This window comes from Flavihumibacter sp. ZG627 (genome assembly GCF_000814325.1).
In the GTDB taxonomy this organism is placed as follows: domain Bacteria; phylum Bacteroidota; class Bacteroidia; order Chitinophagales; family Chitinophagaceae; genus Flavihumibacter.
In genome coordinates this window covers 167812-194100 of the sequence record NZ_JPHF01000005.1, presented here as the reverse complement: position 1 = coordinate 194100, position 26289 = coordinate 167812, and the positions used below count along the sequence as shown (strand labels likewise).

General features: G+C 42.2%; 26 protein-coding genes. 18 read left to right on the top strand and 8 right to left on the bottom strand.

Going from position 1 to position 26289, the window contains the following annotated elements; translation table 11 throughout:
* Nucleotides 1-16: 16 nt before the first annotated feature.
* The 11 genes from rplF (at nucleotide 17) to HY58_RS12480 (ending at nucleotide 10292) form a co-directional block, all read left to right on the top strand.
* Nucleotides 17-571, top strand: coding sequence for a 50S ribosomal protein L6 (rplF, locus tag HY58_RS12530; protein ID WP_039132447.1), 555 nt, complete (start codon nucleotides 17-19; stop codon nucleotides 569-571).
* Between the two features lie 51 nt (nucleotides 572-622).
* Nucleotides 623-976 (top strand): 50S ribosomal protein L18, encoded by a 354-nt coding sequence (gene rplR / locus HY58_RS12525; RefSeq protein ID WP_039132445.1) that lies wholly within the window; start codon nucleotides 623-625, stop codon nucleotides 974-976.
* A 47-nt stretch (nucleotides 977-1023) separates the two neighbouring features.
* The gene (rpsE, locus tag HY58_RS12520; protein WP_039132443.1) at nucleotides 1024-1542 is read left to right on the top strand and encodes a 30S ribosomal protein S5; all 519 of its coding nucleotides are present in this window, start codon (nucleotides 1024-1026) and stop codon (nucleotides 1540-1542) included.
* Between the two features lie 39 nt (nucleotides 1543-1581).
* Nucleotides 1582-1764: a 50S ribosomal protein L30 gene (rpmD, locus tag HY58_RS12515; RefSeq protein WP_039132442.1), complete on the top strand. Its 183-nt coding sequence runs from the start codon at nucleotides 1582-1584 to the stop codon at nucleotides 1762-1764.
* Between the two features lie 52 nt (nucleotides 1765-1816).
* The gene (gene rplO, locus HY58_RS12510; protein WP_039132440.1) at nucleotides 1817-2266 is read left to right on the top strand and encodes a 50S ribosomal protein L15; all 450 of its coding nucleotides are present in this window, start codon (nucleotides 1817-1819) and stop codon (nucleotides 2264-2266) included.
* Between the two features lie 75 nt (nucleotides 2267-2341).
* Entirely contained in the window at nucleotides 2342-3676 is a 1335-nt protein-coding gene (secY, locus tag HY58_RS12505) for a preprotein translocase subunit SecY (protein WP_039132438.1), read from the top strand.
* An 80-nt stretch (nucleotides 3677-3756) separates the two neighbouring features.
* Nucleotides 3757-4557, top strand: coding sequence for a type I methionyl aminopeptidase (map, locus tag HY58_RS12500; protein WP_039132436.1), 801 nt, complete (start codon nucleotides 3757-3759; stop codon nucleotides 4555-4557).
* Nucleotides 4558-4724: 167 nt separating this feature from the next.
* The gene (locus tag HY58_RS12495; RefSeq protein WP_039132434.1) at nucleotides 4725-5576 is read left to right on the top strand and encodes a hypothetical protein; all 852 of its coding nucleotides are present in this window, start codon (nucleotides 4725-4727) and stop codon (nucleotides 5574-5576) included.
* 31 nt (nucleotides 5577-5607) lie between these two features.
* A complete protein-coding gene (locus HY58_RS12490) occupies nucleotides 5608-6870 on the top strand; it encodes an NAD(P)/FAD-dependent oxidoreductase (RefSeq protein ID WP_039132534.1) in 1263 nt (420 codons plus the stop codon).
* Between the two features lie 72 nt (nucleotides 6871-6942).
* Entirely contained in the window at nucleotides 6943-8868 is a 1926-nt protein-coding gene (gene rpsA, locus HY58_RS12485) for a 30S ribosomal protein S1 (protein WP_039132432.1), read from the top strand.
* A 752-nt stretch (nucleotides 8869-9620) separates the two neighbouring features.
* Complete coding sequence (locus HY58_RS12480) at nucleotides 9621-10292, top strand: response regulator transcription factor (protein ID WP_039132430.1); 672 nt, start codon at nucleotides 9621-9623, stop codon at nucleotides 10290-10292.
* A gap of 37 nt (nucleotides 10293-10329) precedes the next feature.
* Here HY58_RS12480 and HY58_RS12475 read toward each other — a convergent pair whose 3' ends face one another.
* Nucleotides 10330-10932 carry a GIN domain-containing protein gene (locus HY58_RS12475; RefSeq protein ID WP_082022159.1) on the bottom strand — a complete coding sequence of 201 codons (603 nt, stop codon included), beginning with the start codon at nucleotides 10930-10932 and terminating at the stop codon, nucleotides 10330-10332.
* 141 nt (nucleotides 10933-11073) lie between these two features.
* Between HY58_RS12475 and HY58_RS12470 the strand changes: the two genes are divergently transcribed.
* Nucleotides 11074-11463 (top strand): hypothetical protein, encoded by a 390-nt coding sequence (locus tag HY58_RS12470; protein ID WP_039132426.1) that lies wholly within the window; start codon nucleotides 11074-11076, stop codon nucleotides 11461-11463.
* Here the strand turns inward: HY58_RS12470 and ytxJ are convergent.
* Nucleotides 11444-11776, bottom strand: coding sequence for a bacillithiol system redox-active protein YtxJ (gene ytxJ, locus HY58_RS12465; protein WP_039132532.1), 333 nt, complete (start codon nucleotides 11774-11776; stop codon nucleotides 11444-11446). The two genes, HY58_RS12470 and ytxJ, sit on opposite strands and share 20 nt — an antisense overlap.
* Nucleotides 11777-12111: 335 nt before the next feature.
* Between ytxJ and HY58_RS12460 the strand changes: the two genes are divergently transcribed.
* Genes HY58_RS12460 through HY58_RS12450 form a run of 3 tightly spaced genes read left to right on the top strand, consistent with a single transcriptional unit; the run spans nucleotide 12112 to nucleotide 14556 of the window.
* A complete protein-coding gene (locus HY58_RS12460; RefSeq protein WP_039132424.1) occupies nucleotides 12112-12882 on the top strand; it encodes a 3'-5' exonuclease in 771 nt (256 codons plus the stop codon).
* A 31-nt stretch (nucleotides 12883-12913) separates the two neighbouring features.
* On the top strand, nucleotides 12914-13678 hold the full coding sequence (locus tag HY58_RS12455; protein ID WP_039132422.1) for a polyprenol monophosphomannose synthase: 765 nt from the start codon (nucleotides 12914-12916) through the stop codon (nucleotides 13676-13678).
* A complete protein-coding gene (locus HY58_RS12450; RefSeq protein ID WP_039132421.1) occupies nucleotides 13675-14556 on the top strand; it encodes a DMT family transporter in 882 nt (293 codons plus the stop codon). The genes HY58_RS12455 and HY58_RS12450 overlap by 4 nt, the downstream gene beginning before the upstream one ends.
* On the opposite strand, the gene HY58_RS12445 is transcribed toward HY58_RS12450, so the two are convergent.
* On the bottom strand, nucleotides 14557-17010 hold the full coding sequence (locus tag HY58_RS12445) for a TonB-dependent receptor (RefSeq protein WP_039132420.1): 2454 nt from the start codon (nucleotides 17008-17010) through the stop codon (nucleotides 14557-14559).
* Nucleotides 17011-17087: 77 nt separating this feature from the next.
* Between HY58_RS12445 and HY58_RS12440 the strand changes: the two genes are divergently transcribed.
* Complete coding sequence (locus tag HY58_RS12440) at nucleotides 17088-20015, top strand: prolyl oligopeptidase family serine peptidase (RefSeq protein WP_052324093.1); 2928 nt, start codon at nucleotides 17088-17090, stop codon at nucleotides 20013-20015.
* Here the strand turns inward: HY58_RS12440 and HY58_RS12435 are convergent.
* The gene (locus HY58_RS12435; RefSeq protein WP_039132419.1) at nucleotides 20012-20719 is read right to left on the bottom strand and encodes a hypothetical protein; all 708 of its coding nucleotides are present in this window, start codon (nucleotides 20717-20719) and stop codon (nucleotides 20012-20014) included. The genes HY58_RS12440 and HY58_RS12435 overlap by 4 nt on opposite strands.
* Nucleotides 20720-20769: 50 nt before the next feature.
* On the opposite strand from HY58_RS12435, the gene HY58_RS12430 reads away from it, so the two are divergent.
* Nucleotides 20770-21282: a histidine phosphatase family protein gene (locus HY58_RS12430; RefSeq protein ID WP_052324092.1), complete on the top strand. Its 513-nt coding sequence runs from the start codon at nucleotides 20770-20772 to the stop codon at nucleotides 21280-21282.
* A gap of 12 nt (nucleotides 21283-21294) precedes the next feature.
* On the opposite strand, the gene HY58_RS12425 is transcribed toward HY58_RS12430, so the two are convergent.
* Complete coding sequence (locus HY58_RS12425; RefSeq protein WP_039132418.1) at nucleotides 21295-22674, bottom strand: dihydrolipoamide acetyltransferase family protein; 1380 nt, start codon at nucleotides 22672-22674, stop codon at nucleotides 21295-21297.
* Nucleotides 22675-22738: 64 nt separating this feature from the next.
* Nucleotides 22739-24001: a competence/damage-inducible protein A gene (locus HY58_RS12420; RefSeq protein ID WP_039132417.1), complete on the bottom strand. Its 1263-nt coding sequence runs from the start codon at nucleotides 23999-24001 to the stop codon at nucleotides 22739-22741.
* A 75-nt stretch (nucleotides 24002-24076) separates the two neighbouring features.
* Between HY58_RS12420 and dacB the strand changes: the two genes are divergently transcribed.
* Entirely contained in the window at nucleotides 24077-25471 is a 1395-nt protein-coding gene (gene dacB, locus HY58_RS12415; RefSeq protein WP_039132415.1) for a D-alanyl-D-alanine carboxypeptidase/D-alanyl-D-alanine-endopeptidase, read from the top strand.
* Here the strand turns inward: dacB and HY58_RS12410 are convergent.
* Together HY58_RS12410 and HY58_RS12405 are read right to left on the bottom strand one after the other, a co-directional pair.
* The gene (locus HY58_RS12410; protein WP_039132413.1) at nucleotides 25459-25869 is read right to left on the bottom strand and encodes a thioesterase family protein; all 411 of its coding nucleotides are present in this window, start codon (nucleotides 25867-25869) and stop codon (nucleotides 25459-25461) included. The two genes, dacB and HY58_RS12410, sit on opposite strands and share 13 nt — an antisense overlap.
* 9 nt (nucleotides 25870-25878) lie before the next feature.
* A complete protein-coding gene (locus tag HY58_RS12405; RefSeq protein WP_039132412.1) occupies nucleotides 25879-26286 on the bottom strand; it encodes a DoxX family protein in 408 nt (135 codons plus the stop codon).
* Nucleotides 26287-26289: the final 3 nt, after the last annotated feature.

The following is a 26289-nucleotide window of genomic DNA, read 5'->3' as shown; positions in this document are numbered from 1 at the left end:
AACAAAACTTATTTGTATGTCTCGTATAGGTAAAAAACCGATCACCATTCCTGAAGGAGTTACTGTAACTGTTGGGAAGGATAATGTAATAGCAGTAAAAGGCCCAAAGGGTGAATTGAAGCAGACTATTGATCGTGATATCATAGTTGAAGTGAAAGATGGCGAGGTCCTTATCAACCGTCCTACTGACCAGATCCGCCACCGTGCCATGCATGGCCTGTACCGTTCTTTGCTGAGTAATATGGTAAAGGGTGTTACAGAAGGATTTAAGGCACAGATGGAATTAGTTGGGGTGGGTTTTAAAGCAGCCAATACCGGTAATCTTCTTGACCTTTCCCTTGGTTATTCGCATAATATCTTATTTGAGATCCCTAGTGAACTTAAAGTTGCCACCCTTACTGAAAAAGGACAGAATCCAAAGATCATCCTGGAAAGTATTGATAAGCAATTATTAGGTGCAGTTGCAGCTAAGATCCGCAGTATGCGTAAGCCTGAGCCATACAAAGGTAAAGGTGTTCGTTTTGTGGGTGAGGTTGTACGTAAGAAAGCTGGTAAGTCGGCCGGTAAATAATAAATAGTTCTAATCGCTCCCGGCAGTATCGGGAACTTAAAATAGAGAAAAATGGAAACGAAAGTTATCAGGAGACAGAAGATCCAATACCGTATCCGCAAAAAGGTGAATGGATCAGCGCAAAAGCCCCGTCTGTCTGTGTTCCGCAGCAATGCTGATACTTATTGCCAACTGATTGATGATGTAAATGGAGTTACACTTGCCTCAGCATCAACACGTGATAAGGATATCCAGGCACAAAAGGTTACTAAGACCGAAAAAAGTAAAATGGTTGGTGAAGCAATTGCCCGTAAGGCAAGTGAGCTTGGATTGAAAGAGGTAGTTTTTGACCGTGGTGGTCGCCTGTATCATGGCCGTATAAAGGCTGTTGCTGACGGTGCCCGTGAAGGTGGTCTCGATTTCTAATTCATCACCTGTTATAATAATATATTACAAATTAATTTCTGCAATAAATGGCACAAGTAATTTTAAACAAAATAAAAGCTGGCGACCTTGAACTGAAGGAGAAAGTGGTTGCTATCAACCGGGTGGTGAAAACAACCAAAGGTGGTAGGGCTTTCAGTTTCTCAGCACTCGTGGTTGTTGGTAATGAAGCAGGAGTGGTAGGGCATGGCCTCGGTAAAGCAAAGGAAGTTCAGGAAGCCATTACAAAGGGTATTGAAGATGCAAAGAAGAACCTCATTAAGGTTCCGGTAATGCACGGTACCATTCCTCATGATCAACTCGCTAAAGAGGGTGCCGCAAAAGTACTCATCAAGCCAGCTGCACACGGTACCGGTGTTATAGCCGGAGGTAGTATGCGTGCTGTTCTGGAAAGTGCAGGTATTACAGACGTACTTGCCAAAAGCCTGGGTTCTGCAAATCCTCATAATGTGGTGAAAGCAACATTTAAGGCACTCGCAACTTTACGTGAACCCATCCAGGTTGCCAAAACGCGTACTGTTAGCCTGAAGAAAGTATTTAATGGTTAATCTGTTGACAGAAACTCTGTTGACTAGAAACATAGACTAATGAAAAAGATCAAGATCACACAAGTAAAGAGTGCTATCGACAGGCCTGAAAGCCAGAAGCAAACGCTGAAGGCGCTGGGTCTTAGAAAAATGAATGCTTCTAAAGAAGTAGAAGCAACTCCGCAGATCCTCGGTATGGTTCGTAAAGTTGAACACCTGATCAAGGTGGAAGAACTTGCATAATTCATTTTAAAAGCGAGGGGTGATTCCCCGTTAAGTAAAAAATCAGAAAACGATGAAACTTCACAATCTTAAGCCTGCATCAGGCGCAACGCACAGCGAAAAACGTATTGGTCGTGGTGAAGCCTCCGGTAAAGGTGGTACTTCTACAAAAGGAAATAAAGGTGGACAAAGCCGTGCGGGATATTCCAGCAAGAGAGCATTTGAAGGTGGACAGATGCCAATTCAACGCCGTGTTCCAAAGCGTGGTTTTAATAATATTAACAGGGTTGAGTACAAAGTCTTCAACCTTGGTCAGATCGATCAGCTTGCTGAGAAATACAGCATTACAGAATTCAGTCTGGAAACATTGTATATCAATGGCCTCATCGGGCATACAGATAATGTGAAAATACTTGGTACTGGTGAGCTTAAATCTAAACTTACTTTCAAAGTAAATGCGGTTAGCGAGAAAGCCAAAACAGCTATCGAAGCAGCAGGCGGATCCGTTGAAATTGTAAAGTAATTTTCTTTATCTTGCGCGGACGCATTCATAAATGCGTCCTTTTTATTTGAGGCTCATTTAAATCTCAGAAAACCCGTGAAGAAATTAATTCAGACACTGAAGAATATCTGGAGCATTGAGGAGTTAAGGAGTAAGATCATAACTACACTGCTGCTAATCCTTATTTATCGTATCGGTGCACACATTGTTCTGCCCGGTTTAGACCCTTCCAAAATTGACCTTGACAGTGCCAAATCCGGCGCTTTAGGGCTTATTGATGCATTCGCAGGTGGAGCTTTTTCACAAGCTTCCATTTTTGCATTAGGCATCATGCCATATATTTCTGCTTCTATCTTTATGCAATTGATGACCATTCTTGTTCCTCAATTCCAGAAAATCCAAAAGGAAGGAGAAAGTGGCAGAAAGAAGATCAACCAATGGACACGTTATCTCACTGTAGCTGTTACTGCAGTACAGGCTGGTGCTTATGTTGCCTACCTGCGCCAGGTAAATGGTTCTGCAATGCTCGAAAGCTATGCGCCGTTTTTCTGGTTATCAACAACTATCATTCTCACAGCAGGTACACTGTTCGTGATGTGGCTTGGAGAAAAGATTACCGATAAGGGGCTGGGTAATGGTACCTCACTTATCATCATGGTAGGTATCCTTGCCCGCTTACCTCAGTCAGCTATCCAGGAATGGGCAGCGAAGAGCAACCGCGGTGGTGGCGGACTTCTAATCTTCATCATTGAGATCGCGGTACTGGTAGCTATTATTATGGGATTGATTGTTTTGGTACAAGGTGTTCGTAAGATCCCTGTTCAATATGCAAAACAGATTGTTGGTAACAAGCAATTTGGTGGGGCGCGCCAGTTCCTTCCTCTTAAAGTGAACGGAGCCGGTGTTATGCCTATTATCTTTGCCCAGGCTATCATGTTTCTTCCAACCTTGTTCTCTTATACAAGTTTTGAATCAGGTCAGGGTATTGCCAAAATTTTTGCTGATCCACGCGATGCCTGGCATATGGTTATATATGCAGTGATTGTAATTGCATTCACCTTTCTGTATACTGCCTTGATATTTAATCCGAAACAAATTGCAGAAGATCTTAAGCGAAACAATGGTTTCATTCCAGGTGTTAAACCCGGTCAGCCAACCGCTGATTATATTGGTGCCGTAATGGATAGGATTACCTTGCCTGGTGCAGTTTTGCTGGCGCTGGTAGGTATTTTACCCGGATTTGCACAGCGTATTGGAATAACCCAGGGATTTGCTTCATTCTTCGGTGGTACATCACTGTTGATTATGGTGGGCGTTATTCTTGATACACTGCAACAGATCGAAACACAATTGCTGATGCGTCAGTACGATGGACTCATGAAAACCGGTCGTATCCAGGGCCGTCAGACAGTTAGCACTACGCCTATTTAACTTTTGATATCTATAATATTGACCCGGCAAAAGACTAACTTTGCCGGGTTTTTATTTAGGGTGAATCAATATTACACAGTATGATTTATTATAAAACAACCGCCGAAGTAGAGTTGATGCGTGAGAGTGCATTACTTGTCAGCAAAACACTGGCAACAGTTGCCAGGGCTCTTAAGCCCGGTATAAGTACACTTGAAATAGACGCGCTGGCTGAAAAGTTCATAACTGAGAATAATGCAAAGCCTTCCTTCAAAAATTATAAAGGATTTCCATTTACCTGTTGCATCAGCGTAAACGATGCAGTAGTTCATGGTTTTCCCAATGACGTTGCATTAAAAGAAGGTGATATAGTTTCTGTTGATGTAGGTGTTTACAAAAATGGATTTCATGGCGACAGCGCATATACATTCGCTTTAGGCGCTATCAATGAAGATGTTCAGCGCCTTATGCGTGTTACCAAACAGTCATTGTACCTGGGTATAGAAAAAGCTGTTGCTGGCAACAGGGTTGGTGATATTTCCTTTGCCATACAGGAATTTGCAGAACGTAAACATAAATATGGTGTAGTAAGGGAATTAGTAGGACATGGATTAGGTAAAAGCCTTCATGAAGATCCACAGGTACCTAATTATGGAAAAAGAGGAAGCGGTGCAAAATTACACGATGGTCTTGTAATTGCGATCGAGCCAATGATCAACATGGGTGTTAAGGAAGTTTGGTATGAGGAAGACGGCTGGACTGTCAAAACAAAAGACGGCAAGCCCGCAGCTCATTATGAACATACTGTTTGCATAAGAAGGGGGAAGGCTGATATTCTGTCTTCATTTGAAGAAATTGAACTTGAAGAGAAAAACAATCCTCATTTATTTTATGCGTATTGATATAAGTGAAAATTAATAAGTCATAGTTCTACACTGGTATTAAAATACCGTTTTTGAACCTGGTCAGATAGGGTGTTTTCACTCCTGACCAGGTTTATTTTTTTTGCAATGTTTGTTCCAGCCAATAAATATGATGGCTGCCATTTTTCATTATAAAATAATCAGCAATGAACTGGAATAACCTGAAAGAAGAAGACTGTTTTGATGAGGACCCTACCTCAAATTTGCGCATCGAGAATGAGATTTCAAAACTCAAACTTCGGGCAGAGTTTGGAGCAACAATTAACAGTTATTCAGAATTGCCCCCGGAAGTAGAAAAAGAATTTCTTGAGATGATCCGGGAAGTGGAAACAAATGAATTGGTTGCGCCCCTGATCTCCGTTTATAATTTTATCGGGAGCCCATCATTTATTCCTGCTGCTTCTTTATCTGACCACTCTATAGCAGTTGAGCTCGAGAGGATGTTTCATTTATTAGGCGAACATGATCTTTCTTTAGTTGTACTGAAAGAATATGATCCCAGGATGATTTATCAGTTTATTACAGAAGAACTTTTCAACGAAGAGATTCGTGATGTTAGAATTCCGGGATTGGTTGGAGTTTTTTGTTATGAAGAATTTCATTCGCATCCCGAAATTGAAATTGAAATGCAGACTGCTTATTTCATGGATGGTTGGCAGCAGCAGAACTGGAATAATCCAGAATGTATGTTGGCCGATTACGCTGTAATTCCCGATGGAAGGATTCTTGAATACAAACGCTTTAGGGATAAGCTGTTAAATCAGGTTAGAAAATACAAAGCCATTTTATCTCTGAAATTTGAGGTTTCCAATATTTCATACGAGTGGAAAGACGGTGATTTTGGACTTGGTTACGCTGAAGGACATATTCGTTATGAAGGTATCAAAGAGGAAGGTAATTCCGAATTGTTTGAAGACGATTTTAAAATTTATTTCAGTAATACCGGTGACAACTGGAAAATTACCTTTTTCTTTCTGCCTGGCTTTGATTGGGACTGATGCAACAGCATTTGCCTTTATTTTTGCTGTCATGCAAAAGATTACGCTGGTTGTGGTTGGTGGTGGTGCTGCGGGTTTCTTCTGCGCCGTAAATGCGGCAAGGAAACTTCCAAACCTGAGAGTGATCCTAATTGAAAAGAGTAGTAAGCTTTTATCAAAAGTCAGAATCAGCGGAGGTGGGCGATGCAATCTCACCCATGCATGTTTTGAAGCGGGTTTGTTAACTAAAAAGTATCCAAGGGGAGAACGTTTTCTTAGAAAGGCATTCAGACATTTCTCACCTTCTGATACTATTACATGGTTTTCGGATCGGGGGGGTGAATTAAAAGAAGAAGCAGATGGCAGGATGTTTCCTGTATCGGATGATTCTGCTACTATTGTAGACTGTCTGTTAAGGGAAGCTAATATATATGGCGTTGAGATCCTGCTCAATAATGAAGTAAAATCAATTGAGAAGATCGGATCCAGGTTTATTATTAAAACCAGCAGACAGGAAATTGTTGCTGAATATTGCTGTATTGCCTGTGGGGGCTATCCAAAAGATTCCATGTTTTCATGGCTCACTAACACAGGGCATACTATTGAAACGCCGGTACCTTCCTTATTCACTTTTAACCTCCCGGGTAATGAAATTAATAGTTTAATGGGTGTAGTTGTACAAGATACCCAACTTAAGATCAGTGGAACTAAGTTGATAGAAAGGGGACCTGTTCTTATTACACATTGGGGTATCAGTGGTCCGGCGGTTTTAAGATTAAGCGCCTGGGGAGCCCGTCATTTGGCTGGTCTTAACTGGCATTTCAAGGTTATAGCTAACTGGGTGCCTTCGTATAATGAAAACAGCTTACTGGCATTTATTCAAAAGTATCGGTTTGAAAAGGCCTCCCAGAAATTAGGCAATCGAAATCCATTTAACCTGCCTCAACGCTTTTGGGAATATATCCTGGTTGCAAGTGGAACCGATGCTGAAACCCGATGGAGTGATCTGCCCGGAAAGGAACAAAATCGCCTGGTAAAAAATCTTAGTGCTATGGAACTGGCAGTTAGCGGAAAAACAACCTTTAAGGAGGAATTTGTAACTGCAGGAGGTATCAAATTGGAAGAGGTTGATCCGGATACAATGATGAGTAGAATTCATCCAAACCTTTTTTTTGCCGGCGAAATACTGGATGTGGATGGAATTACAGGCGGTTTCAACTTCCAGCATGCTTGGACCAGTGGCTGGATCGCTTCAGAATCAATAGCGGCAAGCGAAAATCAGGAGGTAAAAAAGGGTGATTTTATTGAATTTTAGCCTCCAAAAGCCAGTACAGAATTGGATTTTGCCTATCTTTGCAGCCCCGAATAAAACCATCGGGAATTTTTTATGTTTCAAAATCTTTTTGTAAAACAACTAAACGCTGATGATCAGGAGTCTGCAGCTGCACAAGCAGAGGCAACTACAGCGACAACAAATGCACCTGAGCTTGCGCCTGAGCCGGCACCGGAACCGGTTGCTGTAGCTACTGCCCACGACGATTTCGACTGGAGCATTGACAAGCGCAATGTATCAGCCTACAGTGCTGATGAGAAGGCAAAGTATGATAAAGTTTATGACCAAACCTTTGTCGCCATTACTGATGGTGAACTAATCAGCGGATTGGTTGTGGGCCTTACTAAAACAGATGTTGTTCTGAACATTGGTTTCAAGAGTGATGGTCTGATTTCCCTTAATGAATTCCGTGACCTTCAAGGCCTCAAAATCGGCGACGAAGTTGAGGTTATGGTTGTTGAGAAGGAAGACAGGCAGGGTCACCTGCACCTGAGCCGCAAACAAGCTCGCATTACCCGTGCATGGGAGAAAATTGTTGAAGTACACAAAACTGGTGAGATCGTTACCGGTACTGTTACCAGCAAAACCAAAGGTGGACTTATTGTGGATGTATTTGGAATGGAGACCTTCCTTCCAGGTTCACAGATCGATGTGAAGCCGGTAACTGATTACGATCAGTTTGTAGGTAAAACAATGGAATTCAAAGTGGTGAAGGTTAACGAAGCCATTAAGAATGCAGTTGTTTCACATAAGGCACTCATTGAAAGCGATATCGAAGCACAACGTGCAGAGATTATGGGCAAATTGGAAAAAGGACAGGTTCTGGAAGGTACAATTAAGAATATCACTGATTTCGGTGCGTTCATGGACCTTGGCGGACTTGATGGTCTCCTCTATATCACTGATATCAGCTGGGGCCGTATCAATCATCCATCAGAGGTTCTTAAGCTCGACCAGAAACTGAATGTGGTTGTACTTGATTTTGATGATGACAAAAAGCGTATCAGCCTTGGTCTGAAGCAACTTACTCCACATCCGTGGGATGTACTTGCTGAAGGTGTTTCTGAAGGCAATGTAGTGAAAGGAAAAGTTGTAAACATTGAAGATTACGGCGCATTCCTGGAGATCATGCCAGGTGTAGAAGGTTTGGTTCACGTAAGCGAAATCACCTGGGCTAATACCCCAATCAATGCGAAGGAATTCTTCAAGTTGGGTGATGAGTACGAAGCCAAGATCGTTACACTTGATAAAGATGCACGCAAGATGAGCCTCTCAATCAAGCAAATGACTCCTGATCCCTGGAACGAGATTGAAAACAAATACCCTGTTGACAGTCGTCATAGCGGACTTGTGAAGAACATAACTCCATATGGAGTGTTTGTAGAACTTGAGCCAGGTATTGGTGGAATGATCCATATCAGTGACCTCAGCTGGTTGAAGCGATTCAATCATCCTTCCGAGTATACCAAGGTGAGTGAAAGGATTGACATTATGATCCTCGGTATTGATAAGGACAACCGTAAACTACAACTTGGACATAAGCAACTTGAAGAAGACCCATGGAATACATTGGAAGATACTTTCGCTATAGGTACAATTCATGAAGGCACTGTTATCCGTAAGGATGATAAAGGGGCTGTTGTACAGCTGCCTTATGGACTGGAAGGATTCGCGCCTAACCGTCACCTCAATAAAGAAGATGGTGGCCAGGTAAACGCAGAAGAGAACAACCAGTTCATGGTTATTGAATTCGATCGTAATGAAAAGCGTATCGTTATCAGCCATACCCGCACCTGGGAAGCTGCTAAGGCAGAAGAAAGAGAAGCTGTGAAGAAAGAAGCTAAAGCAGATGCTGATAAAACTAAAAAGGCCGTTAAGACTATCCAGGGCAAGGTTGAAAAAGCTACCCTCGGTGATCTTGGTGTTCTTGCTGAATTGAAAAAGAAGATGGAAGGTGGTGAAGGCGAAAGCGCCCAATAATACATTCCAGAAAAAGAAGAGGCTGTCCCAAAAGGACAGCCTTTTTTGTTCTTATGCAGAACTGGTTTTCAAAGAAGGCCTGCCTTGATATAACTACTGAATAAGTAAACCTAGAAGGGTAACTGCTGATTTCATAAACATTCTCCTGAATAAGGCCAAATGATATTTAATCCCCCTTCGCTACTACGCACAAGTGGCAATCAAAGCAGGCATGTGTTTTTACTGTATTCCCCAATCACAGGGATACGGCCTGTTAGAATACATCATACATCGTCAGTACTTAACGCTCTTCAGGTTTGGGTCGGGTGGGTTTCAGGATAATGGACGGCGGTTCGGCCGGTCATTCGGTGGATATCAGAAAAAAAGAAAGTTGATTGACATTGGATTCACGGAATGTTCATAGAATATTGAAAAATAGTTCTGGACGGTTGTAATTGGACATTGGATGGTTTGAGGCTGCGATCCGTCAATCAACTTCAATACAAATGTACAGGCTATGCTACAAGGAGACAAGAGCGGAAATGCTGAATTTCACTACTTCGGAATTTACTTCCCCTTTCGTAGATCTACCAGTTCAGGAATGATAAGTTACGTTAGAAGTCTATCGTAAATATATTATCCCAACTCGTAATAGTATATTCCGAAACGGTATATTTACGTATTAATACCATAGTGAATGTTCAGGAATTTTCTCATTTTGCATTCCGTAAAGGTCACGCACCCGGCCTCCAATATCTCGTAAAATTCACCGTATGAAAAAACCAGACCCCAATAACCCAATTAAAGTTGCCATTGCGGATGACCATGCCTTATTCCGTGCAGGAGTAAAAACTGCTTTGTCGGCTAAAAAAGATGTGGAACTAATTGCCGAAGCAGACAATGGTATGCATCTTCTTAACCTTCTCAAGCATATTGAACCGGATGTGATATTGCTCGATATCCAAATGCCTATAATGGATGGGATTGCAACTCTACCCGAAATCAGAAAGGTAAATCCTCATGTTAAAGTGATCATTCTATCAATGCATAATGATCACTCGATGATATCAAAACTCATGGAGATCGGAGCCAATTCTTACCTTACGAAAAATTCCGATTCAGAAACTATCTACCAGGCCATTAAAACCTGCTACGAGCAGGAGTTTTATTTCAACGAGCTAACTAATAAAGCATTACTAACGGGGCTCCGTACCCGCAAGAATGAGCCGGAAGGATTGATAGATACCCAACTAAGTGATAAAGAGATAAGGATCCTTAAATTGATGTGTGAAGAAAAGACCACCAAAGAGATCGCCGATATAGTTGATATTAGTCCACGTACGGTAGAGGCTATACGCGACAAACTGAAAACAAAGACCGGCGCTAAATCAATGGCCGGGCTTGTTATGTATGCAGTCAAAAAAGGATTTGTACAGGAATCATAAAATTGAACAGGCACCTGATTAATCAGGTGCCTGTTTTCTATGGCTTGTAAACTTTTCCGGTACCACTTACGTTTTGTGAAAATATGGAGGGCTCTCCTTTGTAGTATATATTTCCAGTTCCGCTGATAGTACATTGAAGTGATTCAGTACTGCGCAATTCAATATTTCCAGACCCGGAAATATTTGTTGACAGATCATCCATATTGCCCTGCCATCTGATATCACCACTGCCACTGATATTCAGGAACAGATCCTGGTGGTTCCATTCTCCCGTACTTTCTATATTACCACTTGCATTATCGTGAAGTCCGGTGATGTCCGGACAGGATATCGAAATAACTACTGTCCTATGCTTTGGCTTTGTATTGTCTCGCTCATAATAAATCTTTAACCGACCATTCTGAACCCTTGTAGTGATCTCCGGTAATACATTGTCTTCACCAGTCATGGTAACTGAGCGCTCGGCCGCCTGTTGCAGCATTATCCGGAATGGTCCACTGTTTTCGATCTCCGTAAATGCGCCTACTGATCTTTCTTCTGTAATTATTTTGCCTGACCCTTTCAATACATTCTTTGTACAGGCAGTCATAGTAAGAATAAGGGCTAAAACCATTAGCCCGGAAATTCGGTTTAAAATCATGATGATAAGGTTGTATCACATTTGACTACATGTGATCCAAAAACGTTGCACCTCTATCAATGACCAGAGTCATCCCCGGCTTTGAGAACTGTCAGTGGTAAACAAGAAACTGAAAACGAACTTTATAGAAACCATAAAAAAATGAGCCAGCTTACAAAGTCAGTACTGGAGTTGCATGTAGACAATGAACTCTGGATGAATGAATTAAAGTTTTATAAGGATGAGATCAAAATTCTCGATAAATACCTTGTAGAAATAGCAGGTAAGAATAATACTAGGGATACAATGGTTGGATTGGAACAGTTGCAGAACAGAATGTTAAGACAACGTGAAGTGCTTGATGAATTGATGCACGACATCCGCATTGATGAAGATGCACTTACAGGAAATGTGCTACATGTAAATGATATACAGGCACAGAAGATGAAACTACCTGATCATCCTGAAGCACGCGACAGGGTTATCACTTTTAAAAAGTTGTATGCTGAATTCAAACAGGATCTGATGCAATTTATCGGGAAATGGATGTGAGAATTTCGGCCATATTAATCCCGGTATGACTCTCATCATAAATGCAGGCGCCATTTTCGATAATCAGGATCTGGGGTGATTCGTGCCACACATCAAAATCTTTCGCTATCTGGTCTGAAAGGGGCCGGTAACGTATAAGGTCGAGGTAATAAAAATCTATCTCTTCTGGAGAGTTAGATCTTTCGAGCCTCGACTTTGCCATTGAACTGATTGAGCACCGTGTAGAATGCTTGAATATTACAAGAGGCCGCTCAAATGATTTTTTATGGAGCTCCGCTAATTGGGCAGAGCTGCTGAGTTCTTTCCAGTCCATTTTATCACTTGTAACCAACCATTCCCGCTGACATCTTGCATCCGCCCTGTGAAGTGGTGCATGAAGTGAAACCAAGCGCTAGTACAACCGCCAGAAGGGTGATGATGAATCTAGTCTTCATATATTTCTAAATGTTTGCAGCACTAAGCAAATCCTATACCATACCTGGGGTATTTTTATTGGTTTAGGGTAACAAAGGCCTTTTTATAAGCTGTCAAACGACAGATGATGCAAATTAATAATAAAAAATCTGAATCTGCAAGGTTTCAATCATTGGTCAGGACAGATAAACGTACATTTGTACCTTATCTTAGGCTCATTAGAATAACTTTATCATGGCTTTACAACTTCAAAGACCGATCGCCTTTATTGACCTTGAAACAACCGGAACCAACCTGGGGACCGACAGGATTGTCGAAATTGCAATTGTTAAAATTGGAAAAGATGGCTCTAAACTGGTTAAGAGAAAGCTCATCAACCCGGAAATGCCAATTCCTGCAGGAGCTTCGGATATTCATGGAATAACGGACGAAATGGTGAAGGACGCTCCGCTTTTCAGGCAGGTGGCCAATGAATTGAAACAATTCCTCGAAAACTGTGATCTGGCAGGATATAACTCAAATCGATTTGACATCCCCTTGCTGGTAGAGGAGTTTCTCCGATCGGGACTCGATTTCGACATGAATAACAGGAGAATGCTGGATGTTCAAAGGATCTTTCACATGATGGAGCAGCGCACACTTAGCGCAGCATACAAATTCTATTGTAATAAGTCACTTGACGGCGCCCACAGTGCCGAAGTGGATGCTACTGCCACATGGGAGGTTCTGGAGGCACAAATGGAACGCTACCCGCAATTAGGCGATACTGTAGAATCGATTGTAAAATTCACCGGTGAAGACCAGGTTGTGGATTTTGCCCGGAGATTCATTTTGAGCAACGGGATCGAGATTTTCAATTTTGGCAAACATAAGGGCAGGCCGGTAGCTGAAGTACTTAAGGCAGAACCACAATATTATGATTGGATGATGAAAGGTGATTTTCCTTTACATACCAAACAGAAACTCACGGAAATACTTAACCGAACGCTTCTTAAGAAGAATTAATTAAAGCTAATTTAGCAGGTCAATTTGCGTAGTGGAAAAGATAGTTATCATACCAACCTATAATGAGAAGGAAAATATTTCCAGTATAATAAAGGCAATATTTGACCTCAATCAGGATTTTCATATCCTCGTTATTGATGATGGTTCCCCTGATGGCACTGCATTGATCGTTAAAGATCTTCAATCAACTTATCAGGGCATGCTTTTCCTGGAAGAGCGTAGGGGTAAACTGGGCCTGGGCACAGCTTATATCCATGGCTTCAAATGGGCGATCCGTAAAGGATATCAGTTCGTATTTGAAATGGATGCCGACTTTTCCCATAATCCCAAAGATTTGCAGCGTTTATATGAAGCCTGTAAATCAGGAGGTGCCGATGTTGCGATCGGTTCAAGATATGTAAAGGGTGGTGGTACAGTAAACTGGCCATGGGATCGGATCGCATTATCAAAAGGTGGAAGTCTGTATACCCGGATGATCACCTGGATGCCGGTAAAAGATACTACAGCCGGATTTGTTTGTTATCGCAAAGAAGTGCTTGAAGCCATCAATCTTGATGGTATAAGGTTTTTAGGGTATGCATTCCAGATAGAGATGAAATTCGCGAGCTGGAAACTTGGTTTCACTATTAAAGAAGTCCCGATAATTTTTGAAGACCGTAAATATGGAGTTTCAAAAATGCATAAAGGCATTGTTAAAGAGGGAATTCTTGGAGTGCTCAAATTGAGATGGGAGAGCCTTTTCAAAGATTATCATAGCAGGATGAAGAATGTTGAAGGTGAAGAAGCCGCCGCATGAGAGCAGCATTTATTAAGCTTCACCTGGCCGTGTTCCTTGCCGGTTTCACCGGTATACTCGGGAAATTAATAACACTTAATGAGGGCTTACTGGTTTGGTATCGCCTGCTTATAAGTGCCGTTACTTTATGGTTACTGTTTGGCCTGAATAATAAAATTCAAAAGATCTCCTTCAAACAAATCCTGCAGATCACCGGAGTAGGGTTCATTGCTGCATTACATTGGGTCACCTTTTATGGGTCTATAAAGTATGCGAATGTATCAGTAGCGCTAGTATGTTTTTCTGCAATCGGATTTTTCACCGCAATCATTGAACCATTACTAAACCGGCGTAGGATAATACCGCAGGAGATCTTATTAGGGTTGCTTGTGATCGCGGGTATTTATATAATCTTTCATTTTGATCCCAGGTTTAAAACAGGCATTATAATCGGGATGATCTCCGCTTTACTGGCAGCAATTTTTCCGGTACTTAACAGGCAACTATTAAAGTCTGTAAGCGTGGAAACACTAACCACATATGAACTTAGTGGCGGTTTCCTAACATTATCGCTGATACTTCCATTATGGCTTCAATATTCCCCGCCAGCTCACATTATTCCCACAGCTTCTGATTTCGGCTGGCTTTTATTTCTGTCATGGTTCTGCACAGTATGGGCATTCCAGTTATCTGCTCATGCGCTAAAAAAAATATCTGCATTTACGGTGAACCTCAGCTTTAACCTCGAACCTGTTTATGGCATCCTGCTGGCATTCATTGTATATCAGGAAAACAAGATGCTGGGATGGAATTTTTATGCCGGATTATTTATCATCATTCTTGCTGTTTGCATCCAGATGTTAAGGGTTTACCGGAACAGGTCAAAAGCTATAACCTGATCAGAATTCAACAATGAATCCTAATGTTGGAATAACACTTGGATCATCGTTTCCAAGCAGGATAGGTATGGCGTTTGATCCATCCGCTTTTACAGCCTGCCCGTCGGTTGTTTCAAATGCAAAATTGTCCGCTGTTCTCCTGAATGTATATTGAGGATAAGCAGGCGATGCGGCTCTGTACCAGTTTGAAACATCAAGAAACAGGTTTAAACTAACACGGTTAAAATTCCATTTCTTATCAATCCTTACATCGCTTACATTAAAAGCATTTAGTCGCCTCGCATTTAGTAATGAATAGTCAGGAATTCCTGTTCCCTGTGAGAGGTAATTGATTCTGGATGCTATCTCATCAAACGGTGTATAAGGTGCACCACCCTGGTATCTGAACTTCAGGCCCAATTCCCAGTTTCGCGGAAACTTATAGCCCCATGTAATACTCAGTAAATGCCTGTTGTCCCACGAAGAAGGAATAAGTATTTGATTTGATCCGCTATACCTGCTCCAGAATAAAGTATATGATAAGATGCCAAAAAATCGGTTGGTCAGTTTTCGTTGTGCAAAAAATTCTATTCCATAGGCTTTGCCTTTTCCGTCAGTACTAACCTCTTCATTTCCCAGCACATTAAAATCACCGCCTTCATTGGATAATGAAATACCATTGCGTACAGAAACAGGAACATTATCATACCATTTATAGAAACCTTCAATAGTAAATCTTGTCACTTCATTGGGTATATATTCGAACCCTGCCGCAAGGTGATCATTGCGCAGATAATCCGCTCCCCGGTTTACCAGTTTCCCGCTTTCATCAGCATATCCAAGTATAGTAAATGGCGGGAGTTTAAAATATCTTCCTGCAGAAAAATTAGCAGTCCAGTTATCATCAAGTACATACGAGAATGATACCCTTGGAGATATTGTTTTCAATAGATCCATCCCTTCGTCGGTGTAGCTGTTGCCATCGGCTCTTATTCCTGCACTGATTGCAAGCCGTTCATTTGCGAAACGTTTACTGGCCTGCGCATATAACCCTGTTCTAAAGAAGGGTTCGATAGGTGATTGGAAATTAATAGTATTACCCGGCTGAACAATTTCTCCATTTTCATCCTCAATTGGTTTTCGGATTACATTGAAGGTGTTGTTTTTAAAATCTACCAATTGTGCCATTGCGCCATAGGTGAATTTCCAGCCACCAGCCGACCTGCTGAGATCAAAGCGCAGTTTGTTTTCTGTTTCTGAAGATCGCACGCCAAGTATTCTTTCTTCTTCGCGGGGAAGGTCATTGTTCTCAAATTTATCCAGTTCATTATTCAGGAGATTTCGGGAAAGCGCCAGCGTCCAGACCCCCCCCGGAATATTTTTTTTGAGTGAAAGTCCAAGCGTATAACTCTGTTGCTGGATCGATGGGTTGGAATTTATAACATATAATTTTTCCGGTGTCGCATCTTTTGGTTCCGCAAAACTAAATTCATCTAATGCACCAATTCCAAGAAAGGTCAGCGTGGTATTTTTATTGATAGGGTAGTTGATCTTAGCCTGGAAATCCCAATAATTTGGTCTTATCGGAAGATCAATTGCCTGGAATAGAAACTGAAGATAGGATCGTCTTACTGAAGCCAGGTATGTAATGGCTTTTTCTTTGTGCAGCGGTCCATCAAGCGTTAAAGCTAGTTCTGTAGCACTCAATCGCAGGTTTCCCTGCGTCCGCTGATTATTGCCATTCTTCTGCTTGAACTGGAATACGCCCGATAAAGCATTATCATATTTGGCATCAAAGGCAGAGCTGCTTAATTTGACATCTTCAATAAAAGAAACATTTAGTATGCCGGTTGGTCCACCTGCACTACCCTGGGTGGCGAAGTGATTGATGACGGGGATCTCTATTCCATCGAGGTAATAAACATTTTCATTAGGAGCTCCTCCACGGATGATGATATCATTCCGAAAACCTCCAACACTTCCTGAGGTGCCTCCAACGCCGGGCAGCGACTGGATAACCCTGCTGATATCAAAATTACCTCCGGGATTGCTCTTGATTTCCTCCGTCGTAAGTCTTTGTACAGATAGTGGCGTTTCAATAGAAGCAGCTCTTACAGTTCTTTTCCTGCCACTTACTATAACGGCACTAAGCACCGAAGCTTCAGGCTCCAGATCAAAACTTATGACCTGTTCATTTCCGGAACTGATTATTAGGTTATACCTGGTTGTTGATTTATAACCCAGCGCAGTGCAGGTAATATTATAGGAACCGGTGGGGATGTCAGTAGCCCTGAACCGGCCATTACTATCTGCAACGGCCCCGCTCGTAAGATTATCGATGGTAATTGTGGCGCCCGCCACGGGTAATTGGGTAGACATGTCAATTACGGTGCCTGACACAGTCCCGGTTGACTGTGCACTGGAAAAAATAGCTTCAAAAACAAACAGAATAAGCAGGAGTAGTTTATTTTTCATAACGAATGATCAGGCAGATGCTTCAACAAAACCATTTGAACAAAGTTTGATTTATTTTTAGTTTTAACTTCCAGCTTATGAACATTAGATTGTTATTTTTTGCCCTGGTATTTTTTAGTAGTGTATCCATCGCCCAGAAGAAACCACTTGATCATTCTGTATATGATTCCTGGCAGCAGGTAGGCGAGAAGCTGGTTACTGATGATGGGCGATACCTGGCTTATGGTGTAAATGTTCAGGAGGGTGATGGCGAATTGATTCTAAGGTCGGCCGATGGCAAGTATAGCCGCGTTATTCCACGCGCTTACCAGGCTGTTTTCAGTGGTGATAGTAAATACCTGGTTGCCCGCATCAAGCCATTGTTTAAGGATACAAGGGAGGCAAGAATCAAAAAGAAGCCCGCCGCTGATATGCCAAAGGATTCTTTGGTAATTGTTTACCTGGGCATGGATAGTATCAGAAAGATTCCCGATATCAAATCTTATAAAATGCCGGAAGAGGGCGGGTCATGGCTTGCCTATCATACAGGTAAAACAGTAGCTAAAGCGGCTGCTCCCGATTCTTTAGAACAGCTTAAAAACTTATTGAGGAAAGCAGACAGCCTTGCAAGAGTTGCTGATAGTTTGCGGAATAAGGTTGCAGAGGCTAACCAAAAAGGCCTTTCTGTATTAAAACCCACAAAGTCCACTGATATCGCCGGCAGTAAAAAAGAAGAGAAGATCGAAGAAGGAACGGACCTGGTTTTACTTGACCTTAATTCCGGAAAAGAGATTCGCTTTTTGTTGGTAAGCGAGTTCTTTTTTAATAAAAAGGGAAATGTTTTACTGGTTGAAACAACTGGAAGAAACGGGGATAACAAAACAGCTCCAATGGTATTAAAGCATGATCTGACCAGTGGACTTACTAAAACCATTCTTAACGATTTTAAGGATGCAAAAGGATATGCCATTTCAGAAGATGGAAACCGGCTGGCCTTTGTAGCTGACCGTGACAGTTCACAGAAAGCGTTAAAGAAATTTTATTCATTGTTTATCCATGATAAAGGGTCAGATACAGCCGTAAAAAAACTAGATGCCTACAGTTCTTTATTGCCGGCGGGTTGGGTGATTAGTCCCCATTTTACCAATTATTTCAGCAAGGATGGTAAACGCTTATTTTTTGGCACCGCACCTGCTCCATTGGTAAAAGATACCACGCTGGTTGATTTCGAAACGGCAAAACTGGATATCTGGCATTATAAGGATGATTATCTGCAGCCGCAGCAATTGGTGCAATTGAATAATGAACAAAGAAGAAGTTATCTCACGCTATGGGAAAATGATAAGATGATCAGGCTTGCGGAAGATACACTTGAGCTGGTAACTCCATCTGCAGAAGGAGTGGGAAGGTATGCCATTGCCAGCAGTTCAAAAGGGTACAGGGTTCAACAGCAATGGGCAATGGATGGCATGGTGAAGCTATATGTTGTTGATCTCAATACCGGTAATCGAAAACTGATCGCTGATAAAGTTAGGGGAGGAGGTCGGATTTCTCCCGCAGGAAAATACATTTACTGGTACGACCGTGATAAAAGAAACTGGATGGCTTATGATTGTAACGCATCCACAATAAGGAGTATAACCAAAGGCATCACGGTACCATTATTTGATGAAGAGGATGATCATCCGGATTCGCCGCCCCCACATGGATTAATGGGATGGCTCGAAAATGACGAGGCAGTTTTTATCTATGATAAATATGATATCTGGAAATGTGACCCCGCCCAGGCAGCTGCTCCCCTTTGTATTACCGGAGCCAGCGGACGCAAAAATGAAATAACAATACGCTACGTAAATACAGATACGGATGAAAAGTTTATTAAGAAGAACCAGAAGATTCTTTTAAACCTGTTTGATAACCGTTCAAAGGGTTCTGGTTGGGAGGTTCATACGCTTGGATCTTCCTTCCGATTTAGTTCAGGAAAGCCTGCTATTCAACATGCCTACCTGGCCGGGGTAAAAAAATCGAAGAATGCGGAAACCATAATATTTGACAGGCAAACCCCTTCTGCTGTTAATATTTATCAAACAACATTTACAGGTGTTTCAGACTCTTCAAATGCAACATTGATCAGTGATCTCAATCCCCGGCAGAAACAATATAACTGGTTTACGGTAGAGTTATTAAAATGGAAGATGTTCGATGGTAAAATGAGTGAGGGATTGCTGTATAAGCCAGAGAATTTGGACCCATCAAAGAAATACCCCGTTATATTTTACTTCTATGAAAAGAATGCGGATAATCGTTTTCGTTATATAGAGCCGATGCCGGTAAGGGCTTCCGTGAATATTGCCTATTACACCAGCAATGGATATGTTGTGTTTGATCCGAACATATATTACAAGACCGGTCAGCCGGGTGATGATGCATATAATTCGGTTGTATCAGCCGCAAAGCATCTTTCCCGTTTTAAATGGGTTGATTCAACAAAAATGGGTTTGCAGGGGCATAGCTGGGGCGGTTACCAGATTGCTTATATAGTAACCCGTACCAACATGTTTGCTGCTGCCGAAGCCGGCGCGCCCGTCAGTAATATGACAAGCGCATATGGAGGCATTCGCTGGGGAACGGGTATCAGCAGGCAGTTCCAATACGAACGTACCCAAAGCAGGCTGGGAGCCACCCTCTGGCAGAAACCTGATCTTTATATCAAGAACTCACCGCTATTCAAAGCCGATAAAATAAAAACACCCTTACTGATTTTGCACAACGATAAAGATGACGCAGTGCCCTGGTACCAGGGTATCGAACTGTTCAGTGCAATGCGCCGACTAGGGAAGCCTGTCTGGATGGTGAATTATAATGATGAATTGCATGGAATAATTGAGAGGAGGAACAGGAAAGACTGGACAATTCGTATGGCGCAGTTCTTTGACCATTATCTTAAAGGTGCTCCTGCTCCAAGATGGATGGCAGAAGGGATCCCCGCCACTAAGAAAGGTATCGACTGGGGATTATCCGATTAAGAAATATACCGTACCAGGCACCTTTTGGCAATTGGTAAAAGAGTTTCTTCAAGTGGAAAGGAAAGGGCTGCTTCAATATTGTAAACTGCAGGATTGGGCAGCTCTTTTTTTTCTTTGATAAGCGTCACTTTCATATTCTCAAAACTATTGCTGAGCGATCGCTGCCATTCTGTTATATAAGTTGTTTTTATTGCGCGATATTGTTCATCATGTTTTTCGAATATGCTTAAACGATAGTAATAGATCTGTGTTGATTTGCCTGATCCTGTGCTGAGAAAGAAGTATCCTTCTTTATTGTCAAGGGGAATCAGGCCTACCGGCTCGATCTGTATCTTCTCTTCTACAAATTCATAAATCTGGGAACCATTCTGGATAGTGCCTTTTATCTGGCCCTCTGCATATCCTATTATATTTTCCAGTTCCTCCATCAGTTCATCATCCTCAATCATTTGTTCGTAGAGCAATTGAAGATTTTCAATCTGAACCCCGCTTAATTTTTTGGGAAATTGTTCCTGCAGGAATTTTTTGTTCTCACGGAAACGCACAAGGTTATGATAATGAAATATTACATCCGCAAGTTGGGGGTAAAGACGGTTTTCATTAAAGTTGCGATTCACCTCCTGCAGGTAGGCTAACAGTGTATACTTTTTTAGCTCGAAGTCAATATATCCTTCTGCAAACCATGTTTGAGATAATGTTTTCATGGCAGATGATTTTTAGGATAATTTACTGAAATTGCCGTTAAAGTAAAGTTATGCGGCAATTTTTTCCTTTCCTGATCCTCTTAAGTATCCTAAGTATAACGAGCTGCACACAGAAATATTTCATTGTCCGCCATGCAGAAAAAGCCCAGCCATCAGATGGAATAGTAATGAATACACCCAATGATCCTCCACTTTCTGCGGCAGGCAACCAACGCGCACTTGCATTAAAAGAAAGGCTTTCTGCCGAAAAGATCGATGCCATCTTCTCAACCAATACAGTCAGGACATTATCCACTGCCGCCGGCGTGGCTGCTGATAAAAAGCTGGAAGTTCAACAGTATGCAAAAGTTGATAGTAGTTTGATCACAAAGTTAAGATCACAAAAAGGCAATGTACTTATTGTAGGACATAGCAATACTGTGGATGATCTTGTTAATGGTCTAATGGGAAAAGAAGAGTTTAAGGATCTGCCCGATACTGCCTATGATAACCTTTTTATCGTTTTGGTAAAAGGAAAAAGGCTGACCTTTCTCCGGGAGAAATTTGGTCAGCCTTCACAATAATTATTATATCAATCATATACTCCTGTTGGGGTCGAAATTTTCGAGCTCTCTTGCTACCGCGGTAAGAAAAGTAGCACCCAAACTACCGTCAATGATCCTGTGATCATAACTCATGCTCAGGTACATCATATGGCGGATAGCAATTGAATCACCCTGTGCTGTTTCAATAACAACCGGCCTCTTCTTAATTGCACCCACGGCAAGGATGGCAACCTGCGGTTGTGGAATAATTGGCGTACCCATCAGGCTGCCAAATGTGCCTACATTGGTGAGGGTGAATGTTCCACCCTGTGTATCATCGGGCCTGAGCCTGTTATTGCGCGCATTCTCGGCCATTCCGTTCACCTGCTTTGCCAATCCCACCAGATTAAGCTGGTCTGCATTTCGGATTACCGGAACTATCAGGTTGCCATTTGGAAGGGCTGTAGCCATTCCTATATTGATATCCTTCTTTACTATGATCCTGTCACCATCAACACTGCTGTTGATCAGTGGATATTTCTTTATGCAACGAACAATGGCTTCTATAAACAGAGGGGTAAAAGTTATTTTGCTTCCTTCCTGTTTTTCAAACTGACTCTTTACTTTATCGCGCCACAATACAAGATTGGTAACATCCGTTTCCGTAAAACTGGTAACATGGGGACTGGTATGTTTGCTTTTGACCATATGGTCAGCAATCAGTTTACGTGTCCTGTCCATTTCAATGATCTCAACATTACCATTAACTGATGAACTCAATGGTGCTTCAGCTCTAACCGATGGTGGCTGAGGTGCTGGCTGTTGTGGTGCAGTAGTGCTGGGTACCTGAGGAGTTGAAATTGCAGGTGTTGCAGGTTGCGCTGCTGCAGGTTGATTACCCGAACGCTTATCCTGAACAAACTGAAGAATATCTTTTTTTGTAACCCTTCCTTCATTGCCAGTACCGGGCATAGCTTCCAACTCCACCATGGAAACACCTTCGCTTGCAGCAATATTCAACACCAGGGGAGAATAGAACCTGTTACCTGCTGCCTGTATTGTATGAGGTGCATCTGCTGGAACTGTTTCAGCATAATCGGGTGTATAGGAGGAGGGTTGTGCAACCTGCTCAACCGGTTGGTTTTCATTGAACACAGGTGTATTGCCGGAAGGCGAAACACTATCTTCAACGTTTGTACGCACCCGTGCAATTACAGTACCCACCGGAACCACATCGTTTACATTATATAATAATTCTTCAATGATCCCTTCGGCTGTGCTGGGAACCTCGCTGTCTACTTTGTCTGTTGCGATCTCCAGAAGGGTTTCGTCCTGTGTGATTTTATCGCCGGGATTTTTGAGCCACTTCAGAATAGTGGCTTCCATGATACTTTCTCCCATTTTTGGCATCAGAAGGTCAACAATCGCCATAAATATCTTATGATTTGTGGCCAAAGGTAAGGATTTGGCACTAATGTTAATGACTGTTAGTTTTTTAGATCTTCACCTGATCTATAATGAATTTTCGAAGGAGGTTTAAGGCATTTGCCGCTGCCATTTCAATATTTCTTTTCCTGTCATAGCGGAAATGGAATTTCTGGGTGATGATTTCATTGGCGTCACCAACGGCTATCCATACAGTACCAACAGGTTTCCCCTCGCTACCTCCCTCAGGCCCCATGATTCCGGAAGTTGCAATTGCAAAGTCGGTCCTCATTATTTCGAGAGCACCAAGCACCATCTGTTTAACTGTTGCTTCGCTTACTGCTCCTTCCTGATCAAGTGTTTCGGCAGGAACATTAAGGATTCGCTTTTTTATATCATTGGAATAACTGATAACAGAGCCGGAATAAAACCTGCTTGATCCAGACATTGATGTTATCAGGTGGGCGATATATCCTCCTGTGCAACTTTCAGCGGTTGCCAGGGTTTTGCCCGATGCAACCAGTTGACGCGCTATCACTTGTTCAAGTGACTCATCCTGATTCGTAACCAATACATCAGCCAGCTGCAATTGTAAATTATGGAATTGCTCATCAATCTCTTTTGTTAACTGAGCTGCATCATAACTGCTTGCACTCAACCGAAGCCTCACCATTCCATAATGTGGAAGGTATGCAAGTTTAATATGATCTGGCAAAGCCTGTTCAAATTCACTTATCCTTTCCGCAAGAAATGATTCTCCTATTCCGGAAGTAAGTAATGTTTTGTGCAGTATAACAGGACGCTTAAATATTTTGATCAGTTCGGGTATTACTTCCTCCGTCATCAGTCCTTTCATTTCATGCGGCACCCCGGGAAGTGAAACAACAATGCAGTTATTTTTTTCGAACCACATGCCTGGTGCAGTTCCCCTGCTGTTATGAAGCACTTTACAAACATCCGGTACTTCTGCCTGCTTAGCATTTCTTTCGATCATTGGTCTTCCCAGAACATTTTCAAACAGGTGGGTAACATGCGCCAGTACCCGCTGATCGGTCATCATTTTCCCCCCAAAGAATTTGCATAACAATGGCTTGGTTATATCATCTGCCGTTGGACCCAGTCCTCCTGTTATTAATATTATTTCAGCCGACCTCATTTCAGTTTCCAGGGTATTCCAGATGGCTTCCCAGTCATCGCCCACCGCTACTCTTCTGCTCACACGAATACCTGCCTTATTGAGTTCCTGGGCCATCCAGGCACTGTTGGTGTCAATTACCTGACCAATCAGTAATTCATCTCCAATAGTTATAATGGTAGCGTTGATATTTTGCATTGTCCTTTATATGGTTTCAAAGTTAATTCCATTTAATGATGCTGCTGCATCCGCAGGAAATACTAATTTCCCGCCATGCAAATAAACCTGTTCAAATACCTGCCTCTGTTCGTGATGGTTCTGACCACTGCCACAAATTCAGTTTATTCACAGCCATCCTCACTCGCGGCAGCGGCCAAAAAGTTTTCTGCCGATCCCCAACTTAAACACGCAACCTGGGCCATGGTTGTTGCAGATGCTTCCACAGGCAAAATAGTTTTTGATCACAATGGGCAGGTGGGATTAATGCCTGCCAGTACCCTCAAGGTTTTGACAAGTGTATCCGCATTTGAAATGCTGGGTAAAACATATCGGTATAAAACAATTTTCGGTTATAGTGGTACAATAGCGAACAAGTTGTTAGATGGCGATCTGATCATCAGGGGCAGTGGCGATCCGAGTTTGGGAAGCTGGCGTTATGAACAAACTAAGCCTGCCCGCATACTGGATATTATCATTGCTGCTCTTAACCGTAATGGCATAAAAAAGATAAAGGGAAACATCATTACGGATACAACGGGATGGAATCATGAAGCCGTTCCGGATGGATGGATCTGGCAGGATATCGCAAATTATTATGGTGCAGGTGCACAAAAAATTAACTGGCATGAGAACCAGTTTGATATTTTTCTCCGCTCTGGAAACCACGTTGGCGCTGCTGTTGAGATCGTATCAACTTCTCCCGCACTTAAAGGGATACATTTATCTTCCATGCTTCGTGCAGGGGCTAAGGGAAGCGGCGATAATGCATATGTTTATTTTATTCCAGGTACCAGTTCCGCTGTAATAAGGGGAACTATTCCCCCAGGCGAGAACCGGTTCTCTATATCAGGTGCGCATCCATTGCCGCCATTACAATTGCGGGAAGAACTGCATACAGCATTGGATCTGGCCTCAATTAAAGTTGAAGAAAGTATGGTGGAACATAATAAAGATCTTAAGGAATTATATATTCATCAATCACCGCCGCTTGACAGCCTGATTTACTGGTTCATGCGGAAAAGTATTAATCTTTATGGGGAAGCATTTGTGAAAACTATTGGGTGGAAGAGCAAAGGAGAGGCATCAACCAGTGCCGGTGTAGAAATTATAAAGTCGTATTGCGAGAAGAAGGGAATTTCCGCGGATGCCATCAATATTGTTGATGGTAGTGGTCTCTCTCCCCAGAACAGAATCACTGCCATGGCCCTGGTTCAAAGTCTGCAATATGCCCGCAAAGCAAACTGGTATTCCTCCTTTTATGAATCACTGCCCGTGTATAATGGCATGAAACTTAAAAGTGGTTCTATCAATGGTGCCAGGGCTTATGCAGGATACCATAAAGCAGCAAACGGTAAAGAATACACGATCTCCATCATGGTGAACAATTATTCCGGCAGCTCAGCTACGGTTGTAAAGAAAATGTTCCAGCTTCTGGATCAGTTAAAATAACCCTCCAGTTTTTCAAAGAGTTTCTTTGGCATGGTAGTTTTCTTCATGGTGCCGGCTTCTACGAAATATAATACGATCCTCCCAATGGTCAATAGTTTCTGATCATGGTTGAATACTTCATGATGAAACTCGATCCTATGATCTTGCGGTAATTCCTTTAACGTTGTTCGAATGGTTAAAAGATCATCATAGTGCGCCGGTCTTAAGTATTTAATATGTAATTCAACCAGCGGCATGATGATCCCCATTTTCTCCATATCCTTATAGGTGAATCCGAGATGTCTTATACTTTCGGCACGCGCCACTTCAAAATACTGGGCATAATTACCATGGTACACCACATTCATCTGGTCTGTTTCTGCGTACCTTACCCGAACCTGCGTTTCTGTTATGTACATATTCTATAATTATTTTCCCATCATACTGTCTATGCTTGCCTTACCCGCTCCGCAAAGTAAAATGGATATAAATCCGGTAAAGAATAATGCCGCCTTTTCTCCTTCATTAAAATCATGATTATGTGCCAGGAAAAAGGCTACGCCCATCGCTATAACAAGAGGGATGGCTGCAAGCCTGGTGAAGAGTCCGGCAATAAGTAAGATGGAGCAAAAAACTTCTGCAAAGATCACCAATAACAACGACCATTGGGAACCTATATTGAACGGATCACTGAATTTGTATTGAAGGTTTGGATATTTGACAAGTTTCTGAAATCCGTGATTTACCAGCATCAGACCGCCGAATGTGAGCCTCATCAGAAACATCATGGTGTGAAATGCCCAGTCCTGGTAGTTAGTGGAAAGTAGTTTCTTCATTAG

Bases quoted from the DNA above. Each gene is read 5' to 3' on its own strand.
- rpsA (WP_039132432.1), top strand. From the start codon at position 6,943: ATGTTTCAAAATCTTTTTGTAAAACAACTAAACGCTGATGATCAGGAG.
- dacB (WP_039132415.1), top strand. From the start codon at position 24,077: ATGCAAATAAACCTGTTCAAATACCTGCCTCTGTTCGTGATGGTTCTG.
- rplF (WP_039132447.1), top strand. From the start codon at position 17: ATGTCTCGTATAGGTAAAAAACCGATCACCATTCCTGAAGGAGTTACT.
- HY58_RS12425 (WP_039132418.1), bottom strand. From the start codon at position 22,674: ATGGCGATTGTTGACCTTCTGATGCCAAAAATGGGAGAAAGTATCATG.
- rpsE (WP_039132443.1), top strand. From the start codon at position 1,024: ATGGCACAAGTAATTTTAAACAAAATAAAAGCTGGCGACCTTGAACTG.
- HY58_RS12410 (WP_039132413.1), bottom strand. From the start codon at position 25,869: ATGTACATAACAGAAACGCAGGTTCGGGTAAGGTACGCAGAAACAGAC.
- HY58_RS12475 (WP_082022159.1), bottom strand. From the start codon at position 10,932: ATGATTTTAAACCGAATTTCCGGGCTAATGGTTTTAGCCCTTATTCTT.
- rplO (WP_039132440.1), top strand. From the start codon at position 1,817: ATGAAACTTCACAATCTTAAGCCTGCATCAGGCGCAACGCACAGCGAA.
- HY58_RS12450 (WP_039132421.1), top strand. From the start codon at position 13,675: ATGAGAGCAGCATTTATTAAGCTTCACCTGGCCGTGTTCCTTGCCGGT.
- HY58_RS12495 (WP_039132434.1), top strand. From the start codon at position 4,725: ATGAACTGGAATAACCTGAAAGAAGAAGACTGTTTTGATGAGGACCCT.
- map (WP_039132436.1), top strand. From the start codon at position 3,757: ATGATTTATTATAAAACAACCGCCGAAGTAGAGTTGATGCGTGAGAGT.
- HY58_RS12445 (WP_039132420.1), bottom strand. From the start codon at position 17,010: ATGAAAAATAAACTACTCCTGCTTATTCTGTTTGTTTTTGAAGCTATT.
- HY58_RS12490 (WP_039132534.1), top strand. From the start codon at position 5,608: ATGCAAAAGATTACGCTGGTTGTGGTTGGTGGTGGTGCTGCGGGTTTC.
- HY58_RS12435 (WP_039132419.1), bottom strand. From the start codon at position 20,719: ATGAAAACATTATCTCAAACATGGTTTGCAGAAGGATATATTGACTTC.
- HY58_RS12460 (WP_039132424.1), top strand. From the start codon at position 12,112: ATGGCTTTACAACTTCAAAGACCGATCGCCTTTATTGACCTTGAAACA.
- HY58_RS12430 (WP_052324092.1), top strand. From the start codon at position 20,770: ATGCGGCAATTTTTTCCTTTCCTGATCCTCTTAAGTATCCTAAGTATA.
- rpmD (WP_039132442.1), top strand. From the start codon at position 1,582: ATGAAAAAGATCAAGATCACACAAGTAAAGAGTGCTATCGACAGGCCT.
- HY58_RS12440 (WP_052324093.1), top strand. From the start codon at position 17,088: ATGAACATTAGATTGTTATTTTTTGCCCTGGTATTTTTTAGTAGTGTA.
- HY58_RS12470 (WP_039132426.1), top strand. From the start codon at position 11,074: ATGAGCCAGCTTACAAAGTCAGTACTGGAGTTGCATGTAGACAATGAA.
- HY58_RS12480 (WP_039132430.1), top strand. From the start codon at position 9,621: ATGAAAAAACCAGACCCCAATAACCCAATTAAAGTTGCCATTGCGGAT.
- HY58_RS12420 (WP_039132417.1), bottom strand. From the start codon at position 24,001: ATGCAAAATATCAACGCTACCATTATAACTATTGGAGATGAATTACTG.
- ytxJ (WP_039132532.1), bottom strand. From the start codon at position 11,776: ATGGACTGGAAAGAACTCAGCAGCTCTGCCCAATTAGCGGAGCTCCAT.
- rplR (WP_039132445.1), top strand. From the start codon at position 623: ATGGAAACGAAAGTTATCAGGAGACAGAAGATCCAATACCGTATCCGC.
- HY58_RS12405 (WP_039132412.1), bottom strand. From the start codon at position 26,286: ATGAAGAAACTACTTTCCACTAACTACCAGGACTGGGCATTTCACACC.